We start from the raw sequence: 20659 nt of genomic DNA on the forward strand, positions 1-20659 counted from the left end.
TACCGGCCTCTTCGCGGCTGAAGCCGCTCCCACAGGATTACCGCAGCCTTCAGGTTTGTGCAGTACCTGTGGGAGAACGTGGCCGGCATGATCATCGAGCATCTGGAGAAGAATGGCGGCCCGAATCAGACCCGGACCAAAGGTAAAGGTTGATGCAAGCCTTTACCGGCCTCTTCGCGGCTGAAGCCGCTCCCACAGGATTACCGCAGCCTTCAGGTTTGTGCAGTACCTGTGGGAGAACGTGGCCGGCATGATCATCGAGCATCTGGAGAAGAATGGCGGCCCGAATCAGACCCGGACCAAAGGTAAAGGTTGATGCAAGCCTGTACCGGCCTCTTCGCGGCTAAAGCCGCTCCTACAGGATTACCGCAGCCTTCAGGTTTGTGCAGTACCTGTGGGAGCGGCTTTAGCCGCGAAGAGGCCGGAAGGCCTCACACAGCATTACGCGGTAACAGCAACCCCAGCGGCAGCCTTACCCGCGCCTCGATCCCACCACCGGACCGATTGCGCAGCTCCACATTCCCACCATGCTGCGCCGCGATCCGCTTGACGATCGCCAGCCCCAGCCCGGTGCCTTTGCCACCGCGCGCCCGGTCACCCCGAATGAACGGGTTGAAGATGGTCTCCAGTTCCGATTCGTCGATCCCCGCCCCGCGGTCCAATACGCTCAGCACCACATAGGGTGCGCTCTCGTCACCCGACACATAGGCGGCCACCTCGACCCCCTTGCCGGCATGGTGCAGGGCGTTGCCGATCAGGTTGCCCAGCATGCGCTTGAGCGACACCCGGCGTACCGGGAACGGCGGAATGGGCTCCAGGCACAGACGCACCCGCTCCTGCGGCTGGTTGTACGGCGCCACCACCTCACGCACCAGCGCGCCCAGGTCGATTTCTTCCAGGGGCTCATCGCGGCCGTCGCGGATGAACGCCAGGAACTGATCGAGAATGGCGTCCATGTCTTCGATGTCGCGGACCATGTCGTCACTCAGGTCGTTGTCGCTGTCGAGCAATGACAGCGACAAACGCAAGCGTGTCAGCGGCGTGCGCAGGTCGTGGGAAACCCCGGCCAGCATCAACTCACGCTCGCGCCCGGCCTGCTCCACGTCCTCTGCCATCTGGTTGAACGCCTTGTACACCTCGGCCATTTCGCTGGGCGTGTCGCTGATGGGCAAACGCACACTGCGCCCCTGCCCCAGCTGGCGGGCGGCGAAGACCAGGCGCTTGAGCGGCTGGTTGAGCTGGCGCACGAAAATCCAGGCCGACGCCGTGGACAACAGGCCGATGGCCAGGAACCAGCCCAATACGTTCCAGATTTTCTGGCCGCGCAGCGGGTGTGGGTACAGCGGCACTTTCAACCAGCCAGGCCCCAGGCTGGGGGCGTTGACCCACAGCGCCGGTGGCGCATGAATGCGCAAACGCACCTCGGTGTCTTCGCCCAGCTCGGCCTGCATCTGCCGCTGGTAGATTTCGCTGTACGGCCAGTGCTGCTCGCCCTCGGGCACGCCCGAGCCGGTCACCCGGATAAGGCCTGCCGCTTCGGCGATCTGGTCGCGGTTTTCTTCATCCGCCGCCCAGTAGGCGCGCAGGGTCAATGCCACGCCATGGCTGTACTGCCGGTCGACCAGCACGTCCTCGTTCATCAACAGGTAGACCAAGGTGAGTGCCTTGGAGAACAGGACGACGATCAGGACCAGCCACAGCGTGCGGGCGAAGAAGCTTTGCGGAAACCACAGAGGGGTTTTCATTCAGTGGGTGACATCATTTGCCGGCATTGCCATCCGGTACGAATACATAGCCCACGCCCCAGACCGTCTGGATGTAACGGGGCTTGGACGGGTCGGGCTCAATCATGCGGCGCAGGCGCGAGATCTGCACGTCGATGGAACGTTCAAGCGCATCCCACTCGCGGCCACGGGCCAGGTTCATCAGCTTGTCGCGGGTCAGCGGCTCGCGGGCGTGCATCACCAGCGCCTTGAGCACGGCGAATTCGCCGGTGGTGAGCATGTGCACTTCGTTGCCGCGCTTGAGCTCGCGGGTGGCCAGCGACAGCTCGTAGTCACCGAAGGTGACCGACTCGTCTTCGCTGCCCGGCGCACCCGGCACGGTAGGCGCCTGGCGGCGCAGCACGGCCTTGACCCGCGCCATCAGCTCGTCGGGGTTGAACGGCTTGCCCAGGTAATCGTCTGCCCCCAGCTCCAGCCCCTTGATGCGGCTGAGTTCGTCACCCTTGGCGGTGAGCATGATGATGGGGATCTGGTTGTTCTGCTGGCGCAGGCGCCGGCAGGCGGACAAGCCATCCTCGCCAGGCAGCATGAGGTCGAGCACCACCAGGTTGAACACCTCGCGTTGCAGCAGGCGGTCCATCTGTTCGGTGTTCGGCACCGCACGGGCGCGGTAGCCCTTGCTGGTGAAGAAACGTTCCAGCAGGCTGCTGAGCCCCGGATCGTCATCGACGATAAGAATCTTTTCACCTTCAGCGGTGTTTGGCGTGCCGGTCATGAATAACTCCTCTGGTATCGCCGCGCATTATGGCGTAGCCGTTGTAGCGCGTGCCGTGAGCATTGTTAGCAGATTTTTCCCCGGGCGCCAGTTCCCGCTGGCGGCGGGCCATCACCGCAAGCCGTTTGCGATGGGTATAATGCGCCGCTTTCATCCAGCGCCGCCGGGCGAAAAGCCCACCGGCGACCCGTATTCAAGAATGTCAGGTGGTTTACATGGACAGCATCAACAGCCGTATCGCCGAGGAACTGGGCGTGCGCCCCCAGCAGGTCGAGGCGGCCGTGGGCCTGTTGGACGAAGGCTCTACCGTGCCCTTCATCGCCCGTTACCGTAAAGAGGTGACCGGCAGCCTGGACGACACCCAGCTGCGCCACCTGGAAGAGCGCCTGCGCTACCTGCGCGAACTCGACGAGCGCCGTGCCAGCATTCTTGGCAGCATCGAGGAGCAGGGCAAGCTGACCCCGGAGCTGGCCCGCGAGATCAAGCTGGCCGACACCAAGACCCGCCTTGAAGACCTGTACCTGCCGTACAAGCAGAAGCGCCGCACCAAGGGCCAGATCGCCCTGGAAGCCGGCCTGGGCGAGCTGGCCGACAGCCTGTTCAACGACCCGACGCTGGTGCCGGAAGACCTGGCCGCCCGTTTTGTCAGTGCCGACAAGGGTGTGGCCGACACCAAGGCTGCGCTGGAAGGCGCCAAGTACATCCTCATGGAGCGTTTTGCCGAAGACGCCGCGCTGCTCGACAAGCTGCGCAGCTTCCTCAAGCACGAGGCCGTACTCACGGCCCGCGTAGTACCCGGCAAGGAAGAGGAAGGCGCCAAGTTCCGCGACTACTTCGCCCATGACGAACTGCTGCGCAACGCCCCCTCGCACCGTGCCCTGGCCATCTTCCGCGGCCGCAACGAAGGCGTGCTCAGCGCCTCGCTCAAGGTTGGCGAAGAACTGCCAGGCACCCTGCACCCGTGCGAGCTGATGATTGGCGAACACGTGGGCGTCGAGAACCGCAGCCGCCCGGCAGACAAGTGGCTGGGCGAGGTGGTGCGCTGGACCTGGAAGGTCAAGCTGTACACTCACCTGGAAACCGACCTGTTCGGCGAACTGCGCGATAACGCCGAAGGCGAGGCCATCAATGTCTTCGCCCACAACCTGCACGACCTGCTGCTGGCCGCACCGGCCGGCCCACGCGCCACCCTGGGTTTCGACCCGGGCCTGCGCACCGGCTGCAAGCTGGCCGTGGTGGATGCCACCGGCAAGCTGCTGGACTACGCCACCGTCTACCCGCACGCGCCGAAGAACGACTGGGACCGCACCCTGTCTGTCATGGCCGCCCTGTGCGCCAAGCACTCGGTGGAGCTGGTCGCGATCGGCAACGGCACCGCCAGCCGCGAGAGCGACAAGCTGGTGGCCGACCTGGTCAAGCAGTACCCGGCACTGAAGATCACCAAGGTGATGGTGTCCGAGGCCGGTGCTTCGGTGTACTCGGCGTCGGAACTGGCCGCGCGGGAATTCCCGGACCTGGACGTGTCGATCCGTGGCGCTGTCTCCATCGCCCGCCGCCTGCAGGACCCGTTGGCCGAACTGGTCAAAATCGACCCAAAATCCATCGGTGTCGGCCAGTACCAGCACGATGTGTCCCAAATCAAGCTGGCCCGTGGCCTGGACGCCGTGGTCGAGGACTGCGTGAACGCCGTGGGCGTGGATGTGAATACCGCTTCGGTGGCCCTGCTGACGCGCATTTCTGGCCTGAACGCCACACTGGCGCAAAACATCGTTGCCCACCGTGATGCCAACGGCCCGTTCGCGACCCGCGCGGCGCTGAAAAAGGTCAGCCGCCTGGGTGAGAAAACCTTCGAACAGGCCGCAGGCTTCCTGCGCGTCATGAACGGCGACAACCCACTGGACGCTTCTGCCGTGCACCCGGAGGCCTACCCGCTGGTGCAACGCATCGCCGCCGGCACCGACCGTGACATCCGCTCGCTGATCGGTGACAGCAGCTTCCTCAAGCGCCTGGACCCGAAAAAGTTCACCGACGAAACCTTCGGCTTGCCGACCGTCACCGACATTCTGCAAGAGCTCGACAAACCCGGCCGCGACCCGCGCCCCGAGTTCAAGACCGCCACCTTCCAGGATGGCGTCGAAGACCTCAAGGACCTGGAGCCGGGCATGATCCTGGAAGGCGTTGTGACCAACGTCACCAACTTCGGCGCGTTCGTTGACATCGGTGTGCACCAGGATGGCCTGGTACATATTTCGGCACTGTCGGAAAAGTTCGTCAAAGACCCTCGCGAGGCGGTCAAGGCGGGCGACGTGGTCAAGGTCAAGGTCATGGAGGTGGATATCCCGCGCAAACGCGTCGGCCTGTCCATGCGCATGGGCGACACCCCGGGCGAAAAGGTTGAAGGTGGCCGAGGCAACGGCGGCAACCGTGGCAATGGCGGCAACCGCCAGCAGCAGGCCCCGCGCCAGCGCGAAACGGCAACCGCTGCCCCGGCCAACAACGCCATGGCGGCGCTGTTCGCCAACGCCAAGCAGTTGAAGAAGAAGTGATGGACATCCCGCGCGAGTATGTCGAAAGCGCCTTCAGCCAGCTGCTGGGCTGCCGCCTGCAACACCTGGAAGCGGGTGTTGCCGAAGTGGCCCTGGCGCTGGAGCCACACTTGCGCAACCGTGGCCAGAAGCTGCACGGCGGGGCGATTTTCAGCCTGGTGGACATCGCCATGGGCCTGGCCTGCTCGGCCAGCCATGGCTTTGACCAGCAGAGCGTCACCCTGGAGTGCAAGATCAACTACCTGCGCGCCGTCAGCGAGGGCGAGGTGCTCTGCATCGCCCGTGTGCTGCACGCCGGGCGGCGCACCCTGGTGGTCGACGCCGACGTAGTCCAGGGCGACAAGCGGGTGGCGAAGGCGCAAGGAACCTTCGTCGTCATCTAGCTCACAAAGCAGTATCTGCGGTATTTTCCAGCAGTGCGCTGGCACTGCTGGGGCCGTGTAAACCAGGCGACAACGCCAGTTCCTTTCTTCCTACCCTTGTAGACCGTTATCTCTACCCCCATATTGGGGCGACTGACGCGTGAAGGAATACATCTTGAGCGAACTCCTCAACCGCCGCCTGAGCCTGCTCGGCGCAAATCTTCCCCTGCTCAAGCAGTGCCTGCACGGTATTGAGCGTGAATGCCTGCGCGTGACCGACCAAGGTCGCCTGGCCCAGACCCCACACCCGGAGGCGCTGGGCTCGGCCCTCACCAACGAGCGGATCACCACCGATTATTCCGAGTCGTTGCTGGAGTTCATCACCCCGGCACTGCCCGACCCCGCCGAAGTCCTGGAAAACCTCGAGCAAACCCACCGCTTCGTCTACAGCAAACTGGGCGAAGAGTACTTGTGGAGCCCGTCGATGCCGTGCTCGCTGCCGGCCGAGGAAGACATCCCGATCGCCGAATACGGCACCTCCAACATCGGCAGGCTCAAGCACGTGTACCGCAAGGGCCTGGCCCTGCGCTACGGGCGCACCATGCAATGCATTGCCGGTATCCACTACAACTTCTCGCTGCCCGAGGCGCTGTGGCCGCTGTTGCGCGATGCCGAAGGCAGCGGTGAAAGCGAGCGCGACTATCAGTCGTCGGCCTACATCGCGCTGATCCGCAATTTCCGCCGTTACAGCTGGCTGCTGATGTACCTGTTCGGCGCCTCCCCGGCCCTGGACAAAGGCTTCTTGCGCGGCCGCCCGCACCAGCTCGAAGAACTGGATGCCGATACCCTGTACCTGCCCTACGCCACCAGCCTGCGCATGAGCGACCTGGGTTACCAGAGCAATGCCCAGGCGGGCCTCACGCCTTGCTACAACAACCTGGCCAGCTACACCGACAGCCTGCGCAAGGCAGTGGGCACCCCCTACCCGCCGTATGTGGAAGTCGGTACCCACGTGGACGGCGAGTGGGTGCAGTTGAACACCAACATTCTGCAGATCGAGAACGAGTACTACTCGAACATTCGCCCAAAACGCGTCACCTATACCGGCGAGCGCCCGATCCAGGCGCTGGCCTCGCGTGGCGTGCAGTACGTAGAAGTACGCTGCCTGGACATCAACCCGTTCCTGCCGATAGGCATCGACATCAGCGAAGCACGCTTCCTCGACGCCTTCCTGCTGTTCTGCGCGCTGGATGACAGCCCACAACTGGGCAACAGCGAGTGCACCCAGTGCACCAGCAACTTCCTGAAAGTGGTCAAGGAAGGCCGTCGCCCGGGGCTGGAACTGCAGCACAATGGCCAGCCGGTCAGCCTGGCTACCTGGGCCAGCGAACTGATCGAGCAGATTCGCCCACTGGCCGACCTGCTGGACCAGGCGCACGGTGGCGACGACCATGCCAAGGCCCTTGACGCCCAGCAAGCCAAGGTCGAAGACCCGGCCCTCACGCCGTCTGCCCAAGTGCTTGCCCGCATGACCGAGCATGACGAAAGCTTCGTGGCGTTTTCCTTGCGGCAAAGCCGCATCCACGCCGAAACCCTGCGCGAGCAGCCGCTACCGGTCGAGCGCCAGCAGGCGTTCGAAACCCTGGCCCGCGACTCGCTGGCAGAGCAGTCCCGCCTCGAGCAGCAAGAGGTGGGTGACTTCGACCTGTTCGTGGGCGCTTACCAGGCGAGCATCCTGGCGATCAGCAACTGATGAGCCGCAGCAGCACCCCACGCAGGCCCCGCGCCAGCAGCCAGGCCCGGATCGACGCGATCCTGGCTGCTGCGCGCGAGCTACTGGCAGGCGAAGGGGTTGCTGCACTCTCGATCTACAGCGTGGCGGAACGTGCGCACATTCCGCCTTCGTCGGTGTACCACTTCTTCGCCAGCGTGCCGGCATTGCTCGAAGCGCTTACCGCCGATGTGCACCGGGCATTCCGTGAAGCCCTGAGTGCGCCCATCGACAGCAGCGCATTCACCACCTGGCACCAGCTGTCGCGGCTGATCGAACAGCGCATGCTGGGCATCTACCACCAGGACGCCGCGGCCCGTCAGTTGATTCTGGCCCAGCATGGGCTCAGTGAAGTAGTACAGGCCGACCGCCAGCACGACATGGAGCTGGGCGAACTGATGCACCGCTTGTTCGACCGGCACTTCCAGTTGCCGAGCCTGCCAGACGATGTAGAGGTGTTCGCCCTGGCCATGGAGCTGAGCGACCGGGTGTATGCCCGGTCGATGCAGTTGTACGACCAGATCACCCCACGCATGGCCGAAGAAGGCATGCGTGTGTTCGAAGCCTACATGTCCCTCTACCTGCCGCCGTTCCTGCCACCGCGCAAGGCGAGCTGAGCACATACATCTACCACCGGCTGAACCGTCGCGATGCTTTCAATGGGTGCACCACATGCCACCCCATAGGGACCATCGCCCATGCCCACCACTTACGCCCAGCCGGGCAACATCAAGACGTTCCCCGCCTCGGCCCTGGCCGCCGTACCCGAACACCTGGCCGGCAAAGGCAACGTGCTCACCGCTGCACAGCCGGCCCTGGCCGCCTGCGCCGGGCAGCTGCGAGACCTGTTCGGTCAGGCGCCCAGCCTGCGCCAGACCTTGCTCGACGCATTGCAGGCTCAATTGGGGATAGACCCAACCCACTGCGGGCTGTGTGATAGCGCCAACCAGATCACCTTGCTTTCATTCGCAGCCCGCCTGCTGGCGAACCCGACGTTCGCCAACCCGTTTGCCAGCTGGACAACGTGGGGCTTTGCAGAAGGCAGTGATCACGCCCAGATGACCGCCGCTGACTGGGTACGTTACCTGGGGCCGCTGGCAAGCACCGCCAGGCTGCGGGCCACCCGCGGTTACTGGGCTGCCCGCATGCCGGGTACTGCCGTTTCACGGCAAAGCCATGCAAGCACCCTGCTGCGCGAGCATTTCGAGCACAGCCTGGACATTGCCTATGGGCTGGGAAACCTGGCAACCGCTGCCTGGCTGACGGCAAGGCAAGCCACCCCACGTTTCGCTCAACTGCAATGGCAACCCGCTGGCGCGCCAACGCTGAGCAGTGTTGCGGCGATGGTTGTAGAGCCTGAAGCAGAAGCAACCGGCTGGCTGTTGTACATTCCAGGGCTCACAACCTGCACTGTGCTGTTCAGTGACCTGCAGCGCCTGCGTACCTGGGTGTTCGAGAACTGCCACACCTTCTGGCCGGACCCGCGATGGCCCATCAACCAGGGCAGCAGCGACGATGTAATCGTCACGCCGCTGCACGGCGACGGTTTCAGCGCACTGATGGCAGAAACCCTGGCGCAGCACCAGGGCCTTATCGACCATCACCTGCTGCAAGCGTGCCTAACCAGTGCCACGGACCCACTGGACTGGACAGCCCTGCAAGCCTGGGAGAACCAGCGAAACGCCGTCGTGCCGGAGGCTCTGCCACAGGACCTGGCGGCACGGATCGCCCAGGTGTGCGCCGACGACGCCGCCATGGCCACGCAAGAGGTGCATTTCGCCTGCCTTGAGGAACACCTGCCCATCGGTTGGCGCCAGCAGCGTGTCGAACAGCAGGAGGCGCTGCTGGAGCATTACCTGGCAGGCGACACCGCGCCGACCTCGGCCAAAGTCACACAGCTGCGCGAACAGCAGGCGGCGCAGGACCTGGTGAAAACCACGCTGGACACCTACCTGCTCGCACTGCCTGAGCCCGTGAGCAGCGCCGTGCTGCACCAGCAGGCCGGCGACAAAACCAGGCGCACGCAGATTGCAGAGGGGCTATGCCAGGCGGTGCTGGCCGAAGCACGGCTGCAACACACGCTGGGCGAGTTGGCGGCTGCACACCTTGGCTGGGTGGAACACCTTGTCAACAGGCCGGAGCCAAGCCTGCAAAGGCCGGTACAGGTGCGTGCGCTGGCAGTGATCAGCGCCGGCCACCGCTGGGTATTGAGCGGTTACATCACAGTACGTGAACTGCCCGCTGAGCCCGCCCAGAAGCAGGACCCTACGCTGCTGCTGTACCGCCCAGGCCAACGCGGCGGGCTGCTGGCGTTCGCTGACGAACCGGCACTTGAACGCAGCCTGCTGGCTACCCTGGACGGCGCATGGCCCGATGCGCTGTTGGAGGCCGCCCACGCCAGCGATGGCGTGCCGCTGCACTCGAGGCTGAGCAACGCGCCCACCTTCGTATTCGAGCACCCGCCCGTCGATGGGCACTTCATGCTGCAATGCGTTGACGCCATCGCTGCCTCCCTGCCCGCTGACACTTCACGCGAACAGGCGCGTCAGCGGCTGTGCATCAGTGAACATCGCGCCAGGTTGACCGCCTTTGCACGGTTCGCCGAGAAAAACCGTAGCGGCCATTTTCAGCACAATCTGCCCCGATTAAGCCATCTCGATGCCCAGCAGATCGCCGCAGTGGCTGCCCAGATCGAAACACTGCAAGCGTCACTGCGCACCGCTACCGGCCTGCTCACGTCGAGCCTGCCACCACGCGATCAATTTACCCGCCAACTGCTGAGGGACCATTTGCGCACTGAGTTCGGTGTGCAGGATGCCGGGCAGATCACCCTCGACATCGCTGACAGTGTCACCCTGAACAAAGAGGTCACCGGCCAATCGGCCGCCGGTGGGGCGGGGGCGCGGGACGTACCCATGTTCAGCACGGCGCGCAGTGATGTGCCCCTCGAAGCCTTCATCATGGTGGCGCTGGATGAACAGCGCCGCCTGCGCCTGGGCAATGCCACGGTAAAGTTCGAGCCTGCGAACCCTTATCTGGCAGAACGGCTTACGCCAGCGCGCATTGCCATGCTGATTGCCGAACTGGATGCGGCCGGCCGCTTCGAAACACACATCGCCCAAGCCTACCTGGGCTTCGAACATGAAACGCCCTGGCAGGTGGCCTGGCGCCAGGAAACCCTGCGTGCGCCATACGAGCATCGTCTGAAGCTCCTGCTGCTAAGTCGCCCCACCGGCCTGGATGCCAGCGGCCAGCACATGCTCGAAACGCTCTACAGCGAACAAATATCTACAGGCACAGCCCGAACTCTTGCCTACTACTCGCTGGAGTTGAAGCCGGGTGTGGCGGCCGACGGTTCGAGCAGCAGTGTCGCGCTGGCCGGCATTGCACTGGTGCAAGGTACGGCGGGCCCTGTGCTGCTCTACATGCCGGAGGCTCCCAACGGCAAGGCCATCAGCCAGTACCCGGACAGCAGTGCGGCATGCGAAGCGCTGCAGACCATGGCCTTGGACAGCGCCATGGCCCGCTACCTCGCCGAGCAGACCTTGACCGGCAACCCGGATGAGCATGAGCAGTACATCAATGCCGCGCTGCAGGCAGGCTTCAACGGTTTCATCGGCGTGGGCATCGCGCTTGCGCCGAGCCTGCCAACCTACGAGTCCCGCCAGGGCATGGGGGCGCTTATCCGCCAACATCGCGCCACCTCTCGCAGCCAGGCCGACCTGGCCCTCGCTGCGCCGCAGGTTTTTGACCGTTACTTTTTCATGGGGCTGCGGCTGGTACTCGGTATATTGCCCGGCGCGGGTACCGGCCTTGCGCTCTACGACGGCTGGCAGGCGGCTACTGCTGCGGTCACCGCTTTCGAACAAGGCAACCTGGAAGACGGCCTGACGCACCTCGTCAGCCTGCTGCAGTCGATCAGCGACGCAGTGCTGACCATGGCTCCGCTGGTTGTAGCCACTGGCAAGCCTGCCATAACGGCGCGGCTATTGACCCAGCAACGTCAGCGCCTGCAACCCCTGCGCCCGGTGAGCGGAACACCCCTCCCACCCCTCGGTGCCTTCAGCGGCTACGAAACCGACCTGCCCAGCGGCCCGATGGTGCGTTGCAGCCTTCCCCAGGGCGCCGGGGTATTCGAGCACACGGCTACCCAGCAAACCTACATCACCCGCAACACGGCCTGGTACGCGGTCGAATGGGATGCCGCTCACCTGACCTGGCGGCTTAAACCCCAGGGCATACGCAGCTATCGTCAGCCTGTGCGGCTCAGCGAGCGAGGGGTCTGGGAAACGCCTGGCCGCCTCAGTGGCCTATTGGTGGACAGCGGCCTGCGCGGGGGCGGCGGTGCACTTACCTCGCTGTACAACCGTGGCGTCGCCTACTGGCGCATGGCGATGCGCGCCCAGCCCAGGCGCCTTACCGGCCTGGAACTGGCCCACGACATCAATGACGAATTAATCCGCAGCCGGCCCCGCCTGGCACAGAAGCAGGCGGCCTATCGCGCGGCGGTGGAGGCTGTGGCCGAAGGCAGGCAGCCCACCGAGGGGCAACGGGCTGCCTACGTCAATGCACGTACGCAACTGGCCGAAGAGCTCCAGGGCAACATGGCGTTCAACGAGCAAGCAGTGGCGCGCCTGCGGGAGCAACGTGCCACGCTGGCTCGGGCAGACTACGTACGCTTCAAGGCCCTTTGCGAAGAAAACATTCTTGAGATGGCGGTGCTGGACATGCACCTGGTTTCGGACCGCTTCACCCTCGCCACCCAGCAGGTCAAGCTGGCGTTCAGCGCCATTCAGGCACTGCCTGGGTCTACCACACACACCTCGGTCGCCAAGCGCCTGACCCAGAATTCACTGGCGGCAAGCAAGGAGATGGTGCTGACGCTGGTGGAAGCGGAGCGCCTGGCCGCCAGCCATCAGGTACGGCACACCACCTTGCAAGGTGATGCCCTGAGCACCTACATGGCCCGCGTGCAGCAGACCGGCCTGGTGCTGGACCTGACCAACACCCGCGTGGTCAGGGCGTCGATCCTGTCGATGATCCTGTTCAAGGCAAGCGCGGTGGAGCACCCGCGCATGGGCGCCTTCATGACCCACTTCCATGAACAGGGGGTGGCCCTGCGCAGCACCCTGTACAGCCAGGTACAGCTGCCGCAAGCGCGCCTCAGCCGCGCCCAGGAGCGCACGTTTCTCAGCCACGCCAGAAGCCGCTACGGGCGCTACCTGAACCACCTGACTGCCTGGGAAGACAACTTCACGGACTTGCTGGCGCCTGCAGAAACCTCGTCGTTTCGCCACCTCATGCGGGAAATGATCGACGAGATCGACGCCAACCTCGCCAAGGCCAGCTTGCCCCGCCCTTCTACCGGCCAACCCCCGCGGGGCGCGAGCCGCCCGCGCCTGTTCGAGACGGTGGAAGGCCCGCTGATCGGTAACGCGTTCGTCGAGCGCGGCCAGACCCGCATGCGCATCAACCAGCCCAATTCCGAACAGGCGCACACTGTCTACGTCAAAAGTGAGACAGGCCAATGGCAACAGGTAGCTGAAGAGCCCTGGATGCCCACGCAACCCCTTCCCTCGTTGCTTGAAACCGCCAGCGCCCGCCTGAATGCCATCGATCAGCAACGGGCCAGGCTGCACCAGTACCAGAAACCGCAAACCCTCCCGGTAGACCTGGAAGACATCGCGGAAGGCCACGCCCAGCAGTTGCGATTTCTGGGCGAGAGCATCCGGCGCAAGGCGGGTACTGCGTTCACCGCCAGCCACCTGGGGTTAACCCAGCAGCTGGAAACCGCTGCAGCAGAGATGCATGCACTGGGCCGGCAACTGCGCATAGCCCAGAGCAAGGCAAGCAGCAAGCCGACAGTGGCTTACCTGGAATACCTGGTGGAACAGCAGGAGGTGGAGCTTGGCTGGTCGCGCACGCTGAACCCGAAACGGGACCGTAAAGGCAACCCGGTGGAATACCTGGAGGAGTACCGCATAGTGGACCGCACCAGCGGGCAGCCGCTGTGGTATGCGCACTTCCACTTCCGGCACAAACCGGCAAGCGGCTTCACCCGCCTGGAAGCAGGCCACCTGAAACTGGCCAGCGAACGTGACCTGGGGGAAGGGGCTTGGCGCGCGGCCATGACTGAGGCCCAGGCCAACAAGCTGTTCGGCAGCCTGCGCCCGGCTGGCTGACAAATGCCGCATCACCCGGGCTGCCTGACAGCCCGGGTGCCGTTTGGCTTACAGCTTGGCGATGGACACTTCGGTGGATTTCACGAAGGCGATCACTTCGCTGCCAACCTGCAGTTCCAGCTCACGCACCGAGCGGGTAGTAATCACCGAGGTGACGATGCCCGAGGCAGTCTGCACGTCGATTTCCGACAGTACCGGGCCTTCCAGGATTTCTTTCACAGTACCTTTGAACTGGTTACGAACGTTGATGGCTTTGATGGTCATGGGGTAATTCCTTCTATGGGCTTCAGTGGGTTCAGAGCGCCCAGCGCAGTTGCGTGGGCAAAGGGGCTACAGGGTCAGGTTCGGGGGCTGTGCCCGGCGCTGACAGAACACGTTGCAAGACCTCGCTTTCCAGCGCGGCCAGGCGATGGGAGCCACGCGCACGGGGCCGTGGCAGGTCGACGGTAAGGTCCAGGCCCACCTCGCCTTCTTCGATCAGAATCACCCGGTCGGCCACGGCGACTGCCTCGCTTACGTCATGCGTCACCAGCAGCACCGTGAAGCCATGCTGGCGCCACAGGCGCTCGATCAGTTGCTGCATCTCGATGCGGGTCAGGGCATCCAGCGCGCCGAGCGGCTCATCGAGCAGCAGCAGGCGCGGCTGGTGAATAAGCGCACGGGCCAGGGCCACGCGCTGCTTCTGCCCACCGGACAACGCCGCAGGCCATTCATGGGCGCGGTCGGCCAGGCCCACCGCCTCCAGTGCCTGCAGGGCGCGGGGCTGCCAGTCGCCCTTCAGGCCCAGGCCAACGTTGTCGATGACCTTTTTCCACGGCAACAGGCGGGCGTCCTGGAACATCAAGCGGGTTTCTTCGCGGGCCTCTTCCAGCGGTGCGGCACCGGCCAGCAGCTGCCCGGCAGTGGGCTGGTCGAGCCCAGCCAGCAAACGCAGCAGCGTGCTTTTACCGCAGCCGCTGCGCCCGACGATGGCGACGAACTGGCCGGCCGGGATGTGCAGGTCGATGCCCTTCAATACCTCGCGCGGGCCAAACGCCTTGCGCAGGCCGCTGGACGCCAGCGGGATACCCCGCAGCAGGCGTTGTGGCGAATCGTTCAGAATGGTCATGCGGCCTCCTTCCTTGCCACCTGGTAAGCCGGGTGCCAGCGCAGCCACACACGCTCCAGGCCACGGGCGGCCAGGTCGGCGAGCTTGCCGAGCACGGCGTAGAGGACGATGGCCAGCACCACCACATCGGTTTGCAGGAACTCACGGGCGTTCATGGCCAGGTAGCCGATGCCGGCATTGGCCGAAATGGTTTCGGCAACGATCAGGGTCAGCCACATGAAGCCCAGGGCAAAGCGCACGCCCACCAGAATCGAAGGCAGTGCGCCCGGCAGAATCACCTGGCGGAACAGGCTGAAACCAGACAAACCATAGCTGCGGGCCATTTCGACCAGCGCCGGGTCGACGTTGCGGATGCCGTGGTAAGTGTTCAGGTAGATAGGGAACAGCGTGCCCAGCGCCACCAGGAAAATCTTGGCCGATTCATCGATACCGAACCACAGGATGACCAGTGGTATCAGCGCCAGGTGCGGCACGTTGCGGATCATCTGCACCGAGCTGTCGAGCAGGCGTTCGCCCCAGTTTGACAGGCCGGTGATGAAGCCCAGCACCAGCCCGATGCTGCCACCGATGACGAAGCCCAGCCCGGCGCGCCAGCCGCTGATTGCCAGGTGGGTCCAGATTTCCCCGCTGCGCACCAGCTCTACGCCGGCACTGAGCACGGCACTGGGCGCAGGCAATATGCGGGTAGACAGCCAGCCTGCACTGACGGCCAGCTGCCAGGCGGCCAGCAGCAGCACCGGCAGCGCCCATGGTGCCAGGCGCTGGGTCAGGGTGTTGGAAGTTGCACGGCTCATGACGGCCCCTCAGCTCTGCGCGACGGATTTAGGCAGGATGTTGTTAGCCACCATCTCGCCGAAGGGGCTGACGTAACCGCCCGCCGTGGCCTGTTCCGGGCGTTGCACGTCCAGGTGCGGGAACAGCAGTTCGGCAACCCGGTAAGACTCTTCCAGGTGCGGGTAGCCAGAGAAGATGAAGGTGTCGATGCCCAAGGCTGCATATTCTTTGATCCGCGCCGCCACGGTCGGGCCGTCGCCTACCAGCGCTGTGCCGGCCCCGCCACGTACCAGGCCCACGCCCGCCCACAGGTTGGGGCTGACCTCCAGCTTGTCGCGGCTGCCGTTGTGCAGTGCGGCCATGCGCTGCTGCCCCACGGAGTCGAAGCGGGCCAGCGAGGCCTGGGCGCGGGCGATGGTGTCGTCATCCAGGTGGGAAATAAGCTTTTCGGCTGCGGCCCAGGCTTCTGCGTTGGTTTCCCGCACGATCACGTGCAGGCGGATGCCAAAGCGCACCTCGCGGCCCTGCTCGGCCGCCTTGGCGCGCACCTGGGCGATTTTTTCGGCAACGGCGCTGGGTGGCTCACCCCAGGTCAGGTACAGCTCCACCTGCTCCGCCGCCAGGTCCTGGGCTGCCTCGGACGAGCCGCCGAAATACAGCGGTGGGCGCGGCTGCTGGATGGGCGGGTAGAGCAGCTTGGCGCCCTTTACCTGGATGTGCTTGCCGTCGTAGTCCACCACCTCGCCTTCCAGCACCTTGCGCCAGATGCGGGTGAACTCCACGGACGCCTCGTAGCGCTCCTGATGGTTGAGATGCAGGCCATCACCGGCCAGTTCGTCCGGGTCGCCGCCGGTCACCAGGTTGAAAAGGGCGCGGCCATTGGACAGCCGGTCGAGGGTGGCAGCCTGGCGGGCTGCCACGGTGGGCGAGATGATGCCCGGGCGCAGGGCCACCAGAAACTTCAGCCGCTGGGTGACCGGGATCAACGATGCCGCCACCAGCCAGGAGTCCTCGCAGGACCGCCCGGTAGGGATCAGTACGCCACCAAAACCAAGGCGGTCTGCCGCCTGGGCAATCTGTTGCAGGTAACCGTGGTCGACCGCACGGGCGCCATCGGAGGTACCCAGGTACTTGCCGTCACCGTGGGTGGGCAAAAACCAGAAAATATTGAGGCTCATTGGAGTTGTCTCCTGAAGGGTGACTCAGCCGAGGCAACGCCCCGGCGCAGGCGAAGGGATCAAGGCGCGGTGGCGACCTTGGCCGGGGGCGTCCAGATCACGTCCTTGATGCTCAGCGGCTTGGGTATCAGCTTGAGCCCCTGGAAGGTGTCAGCGATCTTTTGCTGCGCGGCCACCACGGCCGGCGTCAGCGGCGCAGCGCCGTAGCCTTGGCGCTTGACCGAGGTAAGGGTGATGTCGGCGGGCAAGCCAAGCAGCGGCGCCACCTGATCGGTAACCTGCTGCGGGTTGGCCTGTGACCACTCGCCCACCGCACGCACCTCTTCGATCAGGGCGTTGATCACCGCCGGGTGCGCGGTGGCGTACTTGCGGGTGGCCAGGTAGAACTGGTGGTTGTCGACCAACCCCTTGCCGTCACGCAGCGTACGGGCTTGCAGTTGCTGCTCGGCGGCAGCCTGGTACGGGTCCCAGATCACCCAGGCGTCGACACTGCCGCGCTCGAACGCGGCACGGGCATCGGCGGGCGGCAGGTACACAGGCTGAATGTCGGTGTACTTGAGGCCGGCATCTTCCAGGGCGCGAACCAGCAGGTAATGCACGTTGGAGCCTTTGTTGAGCGCGACCTTCTTGCCCTTGAGTTCTTTTACGGACTGAATCGACGAGCCCTTGGGCACCAGAATGGCTTCGCTGTGCGGCGCAGGGGGCTCGTAGGCCACGTACAGCAAGTCGGCGCCTGCTGCCTGGGCAAACACAGGCGGGGTTTCGCCGGTAACCCCAAAGTCGACCGAACCGACGTTCAGCCCTTCAAGCAGCTGGGGGCCGCCGGGGAATTCTGTCCACTGCACCTGAATGCCCTGATCGGCCAGGCGCTTTTCCAGCGTGCCTTTGGCCTTGAGCAGCACCAGGGTGCCGTATTTCTGATAGCCGATGCGCAGGCTTTCGGCCTGGGCGTGGGTAATGGCGCCGAAGGACACAGCCGCCGCAAACAGGGCGACCAGACCGCGACGCAAGAAGACTGTGCGCATGGCGCTCTCCTGTGCGATGGGTTCGGGTTGCACCTGCTTGCCTCGTTGACGGGCGAGTAAGGTGGTAAAGCGGTGTAGCCGGTCAGATGCTCCAGCGAGCGCTGATCAGGCGTTCATTGAGGACGCCGGGCGCTACAGGGCGCGGCCGACGGGCCAGCGCCACGTGGAAGGTTTCCAGCGAGTCCAGCAGGCGGCCTTCCAGTGCCGGTGCCAGCACGGCGGGCTTGTTGCCTTCGCCGTAGGCTATCTGGCTGTCGTCGGCGAAGATCCCTTGCAGGGTCTCTTGCGCCTTGAGTGCTGAGAGCACCGGTTTCAATGCGTAGTCCACGGCCAGCATGTGGGCGATGCTGCCGCCCGTAGCGATGGGCAACACGATCTTGTGTTCCAGCGCACGCTCAGGCAGCAGGTCGAGCAGTGTCTTGAGGGCCCCGGCAAAAGATGCCTTGTACACCGGGGTAGCCACGATCAGGCCATCGGCCTGGGCCACCAACTGTTGGAAGTGCTGCACCTGCGGGCTGTCGAAGCGCGCATGCAGCAGGTCTTCTGCGGGGAAGTCACGTACCTGGAAGCTCACCACTTCCACGCCCTGGCCCTGCAGCCACTGGCGCGAGCGCTCGAGCAGCACGCCGGAGCGTGAACGGGTACTGGGGCTACCACCGATTGAGACGACCAGCATTGGAAGGCTTCCTTGTGTTCTGTTGAAACGACAGTAACAGCTTCTTCATATATCTATAAATCATATTTATTTATTTGTTTATTCCTTTAGGATCTTACAAATGCAGGCTGTCGCTCCGCGGCCGGGCACATTCTTTCAGGCAAAAAAAAGGCCGTCGAAACGGCCTGAAACCCTGCTTGGCTAAGAGCGATGCAACAACGAATCCACTAACGATTTGGCTGGGGTGTCAACCGCAGGTACGGTTTCACGGCGCGGTACCCTTTGGGGAACCGCTGCTTGATTTCTTCCTCGTCCTTGAGCGAGGGCACGATCACCACATCATCGCCATCCTGCCAGTTCCCTGGCGTGGCCACCTTGTGGGTGTCGGTGAGTTGCAGCGAGTCGATCACCCGCAGAATCTCATTGAAGTTGCGCCCGGTACTGGCCGGGTAGGTAATGGTCAGGCGCACTTTTTTGTTCGGGTCGATCACGAACAGCGAACGCACCGTCAGGGTATCGCTGGCGTTCGGGTGGATCAGGTCGTACAGGTCGGACACCTTGCGGTCGGCGTCAGCGATGATCGGGAAATTGACCACGGTGTTCTGGGTTTCGTTGATGTCGTCGATCCAGCGGTGGTGCGAGTCCACCGGGTCTACCGACAAGGCGATGGCCTTGACCCCACGCTTGGCAAATTCGTCCTTCAGCTTGGCGGTCAGCCCCAGCTCGGTGGTGCACACTGGGGTGAAGTCGGCGGGGTGGGAGAACAGCACACCCCAGCTGTTGCCCAGCCACTGGTGAAAGTGGATTTTGCCTTCGCTGGAATCCTGTTCGAAATCGGGGGCGATATCGCCGAGTTTGAGGCTCATGGGCTGCAACTCCTGTGCTGGCGCCGTGGGGTATGGGTTCAATGTGCCTGCATTCGAATAAAAATAAAAAGAATAAATAACGATTTATTTATAATTTTTTAGCCCATTGAATTGCAGGTACAAAAAAGCCTCGCACACGGCGAGGCTTTCTACTGGCGCTACGGCTTACAGGAAGTTGTAAGTGTAGTTGAAGATCAGACGGGTCTGGTCCTGGTCAGCCAGCGAGCTGGTGCCGGTGCCACGGTATACGCCGTGACGCAGGCTGGCGCCCAGGCCCTTGAAGGTGCCTTCCTGGATCACGTAGTCGACGCGAGCGTCACGTTCCCATTCGCTGAAGGTGCCGTTGCCGTTGGCGTTCTTGCCGTCTTCGCCTTTAAGGTACGAGACCGACGCCTTCAGGCCCGGTACGCCCAGGCGTGCGAAGTCATACGAGTACTGACCGAAGGTGGTGTTTTCACCCGCCTTGGCGAACTGGTTGATCATGCTGTCGGTGAACAGGTAGAAGCTTGCACCGCCGGCGCCTTCCAGCGAGGAGCGCGAGCCGTCCTTGCGGACGCTGCCCTGGTTCAGCCATACGAAGCCACCGTCGTCGTTGACGCGCTGGTGACCGACCATGAGCGAGTGGCCACCCAGGGTGTAGGTGAACATCGCGGACCAGGTCTTGTTGTCGACTTCGCCCGGGTTCTTGGCAAAGCCGCCGTTGTTGTTGAAGGTGTAGCCCGAATCGCCGTTGCGGCCGTCGCTGCTGCTGTTGAAATAGCGCAGGTCGGTCTTGAAGGACTGGTCGTCAGCGATCTTGAAGACGTGGGTAGCCCCCAGGAAGTGCTGCTTGTAGAAGTCTTCCAGGTTCGAGTAGTAGTACTGCAGGGTCAGGTCTGGCGTGAGCTTGTAGTCCAGGCCGCCGTAGCGGAACTTGTTGCTGTCACGGAAGGCGCCGTTGACCGACAGGCCGGTACGGTTGCTCGAAGCACGGCCCATGGCGTGCGTCAGCTGGCCCGCGTTGATGGTCAGGTTGTCGATTTCCTTCGACTGGATGGTGCCACCCTCGAAGGTCTGCGGCAGCAGACGGCCATCGTTGGACACCAGGATCGGCAGGTTTGGCGCCAGGGCGCTACCGTAGTGAACCTCGGTCTTGGAGAAGCGTGCCTTGGCGTTACCGCCTACGCGCGCCCACTGGCTGGCAGCAGAACCGTCGGAGTCGCTTGGGAAGAAGCTGCTGTTGTCCGGGTGCTTGCCGCGGCCACCGTCCAGGTGGATACCCCACAGGGCCTGTACGTCAACACCGAAGCCAACGGTCCCCTCGGTGAAACCGGACAGGTAGTCGAGCTTGAAGCCCTGACCCGACTCACGGTTGTCTGCGCCACCGTCACGGTTGTCGTTGTTGAAATACATGGTGCGCGAGCTGAGCGACAGTTTGCTGTCGTCTACGAAACCGGCAGCGCCTGCTTGTTGGGCGATAACCCCCAGTGCCACGGCGATGGCCAGGCTGGACTTGTACATGTTTTGCTCCTCTACGTTCTAATTTTTGTGTATCGCTGGCGGCGGGGTCTGTGCCCTGCTCACCGTGGATTGGCGATTTAGTCCCAAAGCGTGACCATTTAGTCAATCGTTTCTAAACATTTCGCGACTTTGGTCTAAGGCGCCACCTGGGCTACAGGATAATGACAATCCTATAAATCCAAAATGACTGTTT

The 20659-nt window shown here is 63.6% G+C and carries 15 protein-coding genes; 5 read left to right on the forward strand and 10 right to left on the reverse strand.

Translation table 11 applies throughout. From position 1 onward, the window contains the following. Positions 1–431: 431 nt before the first annotated feature. Together IAE38_RS17225 and ompR are read right to left on the reverse strand one after the other, a co-directional pair. Positions 432–1745: an ATP-binding protein gene (locus IAE38_RS17225; protein ID WP_028635353.1), complete on the reverse strand. Its 1314-nt coding sequence runs from the start codon at positions 1743–1745 to the stop codon at positions 432–434. Between the two features lie 13 nt (positions 1746–1758). Then, complete coding sequence (ompR, locus tag IAE38_RS17230) at positions 1759–2499, reverse strand: osmolarity response regulator transcription factor OmpR (RefSeq protein ID WP_028635354.1); 741 nt, start codon at positions 2497–2499, stop codon at positions 1759–1761. Positions 2500–2714: 215 nt separating this feature from the next. Here ompR and IAE38_RS17235 point away from each other — a divergent pair, with 215 nt between their 5' ends. The 5 genes from IAE38_RS17235 (at position 2715) to IAE38_RS17255 (ending at position 13360) form a co-directional block, all read left to right on the forward strand. Further along, a complete protein-coding gene (locus IAE38_RS17235; protein WP_201218412.1) occupies positions 2715–5045 on the forward strand; it encodes a Tex family protein in 2331 nt (776 codons plus the stop codon). Continuing rightward, positions 5045–5428 (forward strand): PaaI family thioesterase, encoded by a 384-nt coding sequence (locus tag IAE38_RS17240; protein WP_201218413.1) that lies wholly within the window; start codon positions 5045–5047, stop codon positions 5426–5428. The genes IAE38_RS17235 and IAE38_RS17240 overlap by 1 nt, the downstream gene beginning before the upstream one ends. A gap of 154 nt (positions 5429–5582) precedes the next feature. Continuing rightward, positions 5583–7160 carry a glutamate--cysteine ligase gene (gene gshA / locus IAE38_RS17245; protein ID WP_201218414.1) on the forward strand — a complete coding sequence of 526 codons (1578 nt, stop codon included), beginning with the start codon at positions 5583–5585 and terminating at the stop codon, positions 7158–7160. Then, positions 7160–7795, forward strand: a complete 636-nt coding sequence (locus IAE38_RS17250; protein WP_201218415.1) for a TetR/AcrR family transcriptional regulator — start codon at positions 7160–7162, stop codon at positions 7793–7795. The genes gshA and IAE38_RS17250 overlap by 1 nt, the downstream gene beginning before the upstream one ends. Positions 7796–7876: 81 nt before the next feature. Then, positions 7877–13360, forward strand: a complete 5484-nt coding sequence (locus IAE38_RS17255; protein ID WP_201218416.1) for a hypothetical protein — start codon at positions 7877–7879, stop codon at positions 13358–13360. A gap of 48 nt (positions 13361–13408) precedes the next feature. Here the strand turns inward: IAE38_RS17255 and IAE38_RS17260 are convergent, their stop codons facing one another. The 8 genes from IAE38_RS17260 to IAE38_RS17295 all read right to left on the reverse strand — a co-directional run bounded on the left by IAE38_RS17260 (position 13409) and on the right by IAE38_RS17295 (position 20466). Then, positions 13409–13624 (reverse strand): TOBE domain-containing protein, encoded by a 216-nt coding sequence (locus IAE38_RS17260; protein WP_003255829.1) that lies wholly within the window; start codon positions 13622–13624, stop codon positions 13409–13411. A gap of 31 nt (positions 13625–13655) precedes the next feature. Continuing rightward, a complete protein-coding gene (gene ssuB, locus IAE38_RS17265; protein WP_028635359.1) occupies positions 13656–14468 on the reverse strand; it encodes an aliphatic sulfonates ABC transporter ATP-binding protein in 813 nt (270 codons plus the stop codon). Further along, positions 14465–15262 carry an aliphatic sulfonate ABC transporter permease SsuC gene (gene ssuC, locus IAE38_RS17270; protein ID WP_201163836.1) on the reverse strand — a complete coding sequence of 266 codons (798 nt, stop codon included), beginning with the start codon at positions 15260–15262 and terminating at the stop codon, positions 14465–14467. Before ssuC ends, ssuB begins: the two co-directional genes overlap by 4 nt. Positions 15263–15271: 9 nt before the next feature. Then, the gene (gene ssuD, locus IAE38_RS17275; RefSeq protein WP_201218417.1) at positions 15272–16420 is read right to left on the reverse strand and encodes an FMNH2-dependent alkanesulfonate monooxygenase; all 1149 of its coding nucleotides are present in this window, start codon (positions 16418–16420) and stop codon (positions 15272–15274) included. Between the two features lie 59 nt (positions 16421–16479). Then, positions 16480–17445, reverse strand: coding sequence for a sulfonate ABC transporter substrate-binding protein (locus IAE38_RS17280; protein WP_201163837.1), 966 nt, complete (start codon positions 17443–17445; stop codon positions 16480–16482). An 82-nt stretch (positions 17446–17527) separates the two neighbouring features. Then, complete coding sequence (ssuE, locus tag IAE38_RS17285; protein WP_060482962.1) at positions 17528–18121, reverse strand: NADPH-dependent FMN reductase; 594 nt, start codon at positions 18119–18121, stop codon at positions 17528–17530. 206 nt (positions 18122–18327) lie between these two features. Continuing rightward, on the reverse strand, positions 18328–18966 hold the full coding sequence (locus IAE38_RS17290) for a peroxiredoxin (RefSeq protein ID WP_060482963.1): 639 nt from the start codon (positions 18964–18966) through the stop codon (positions 18328–18330). A gap of 165 nt (positions 18967–19131) precedes the next feature. Continuing rightward, positions 19132–20466 carry an OprD family porin gene (locus IAE38_RS17295; protein WP_201163839.1) on the reverse strand — a complete coding sequence of 445 codons (1335 nt, stop codon included), beginning with the start codon at positions 20464–20466 and terminating at the stop codon, positions 19132–19134. Positions 20467–20659: the final 193 nt, after the last annotated feature.

This window comes from Pseudomonas sp. S32, assembly GCF_016648095.1.
Lineage (GTDB): Bacteria > Pseudomonadota > Gammaproteobacteria > Pseudomonadales > Pseudomonadaceae > Aquipseudomonas > Aquipseudomonas parafulva.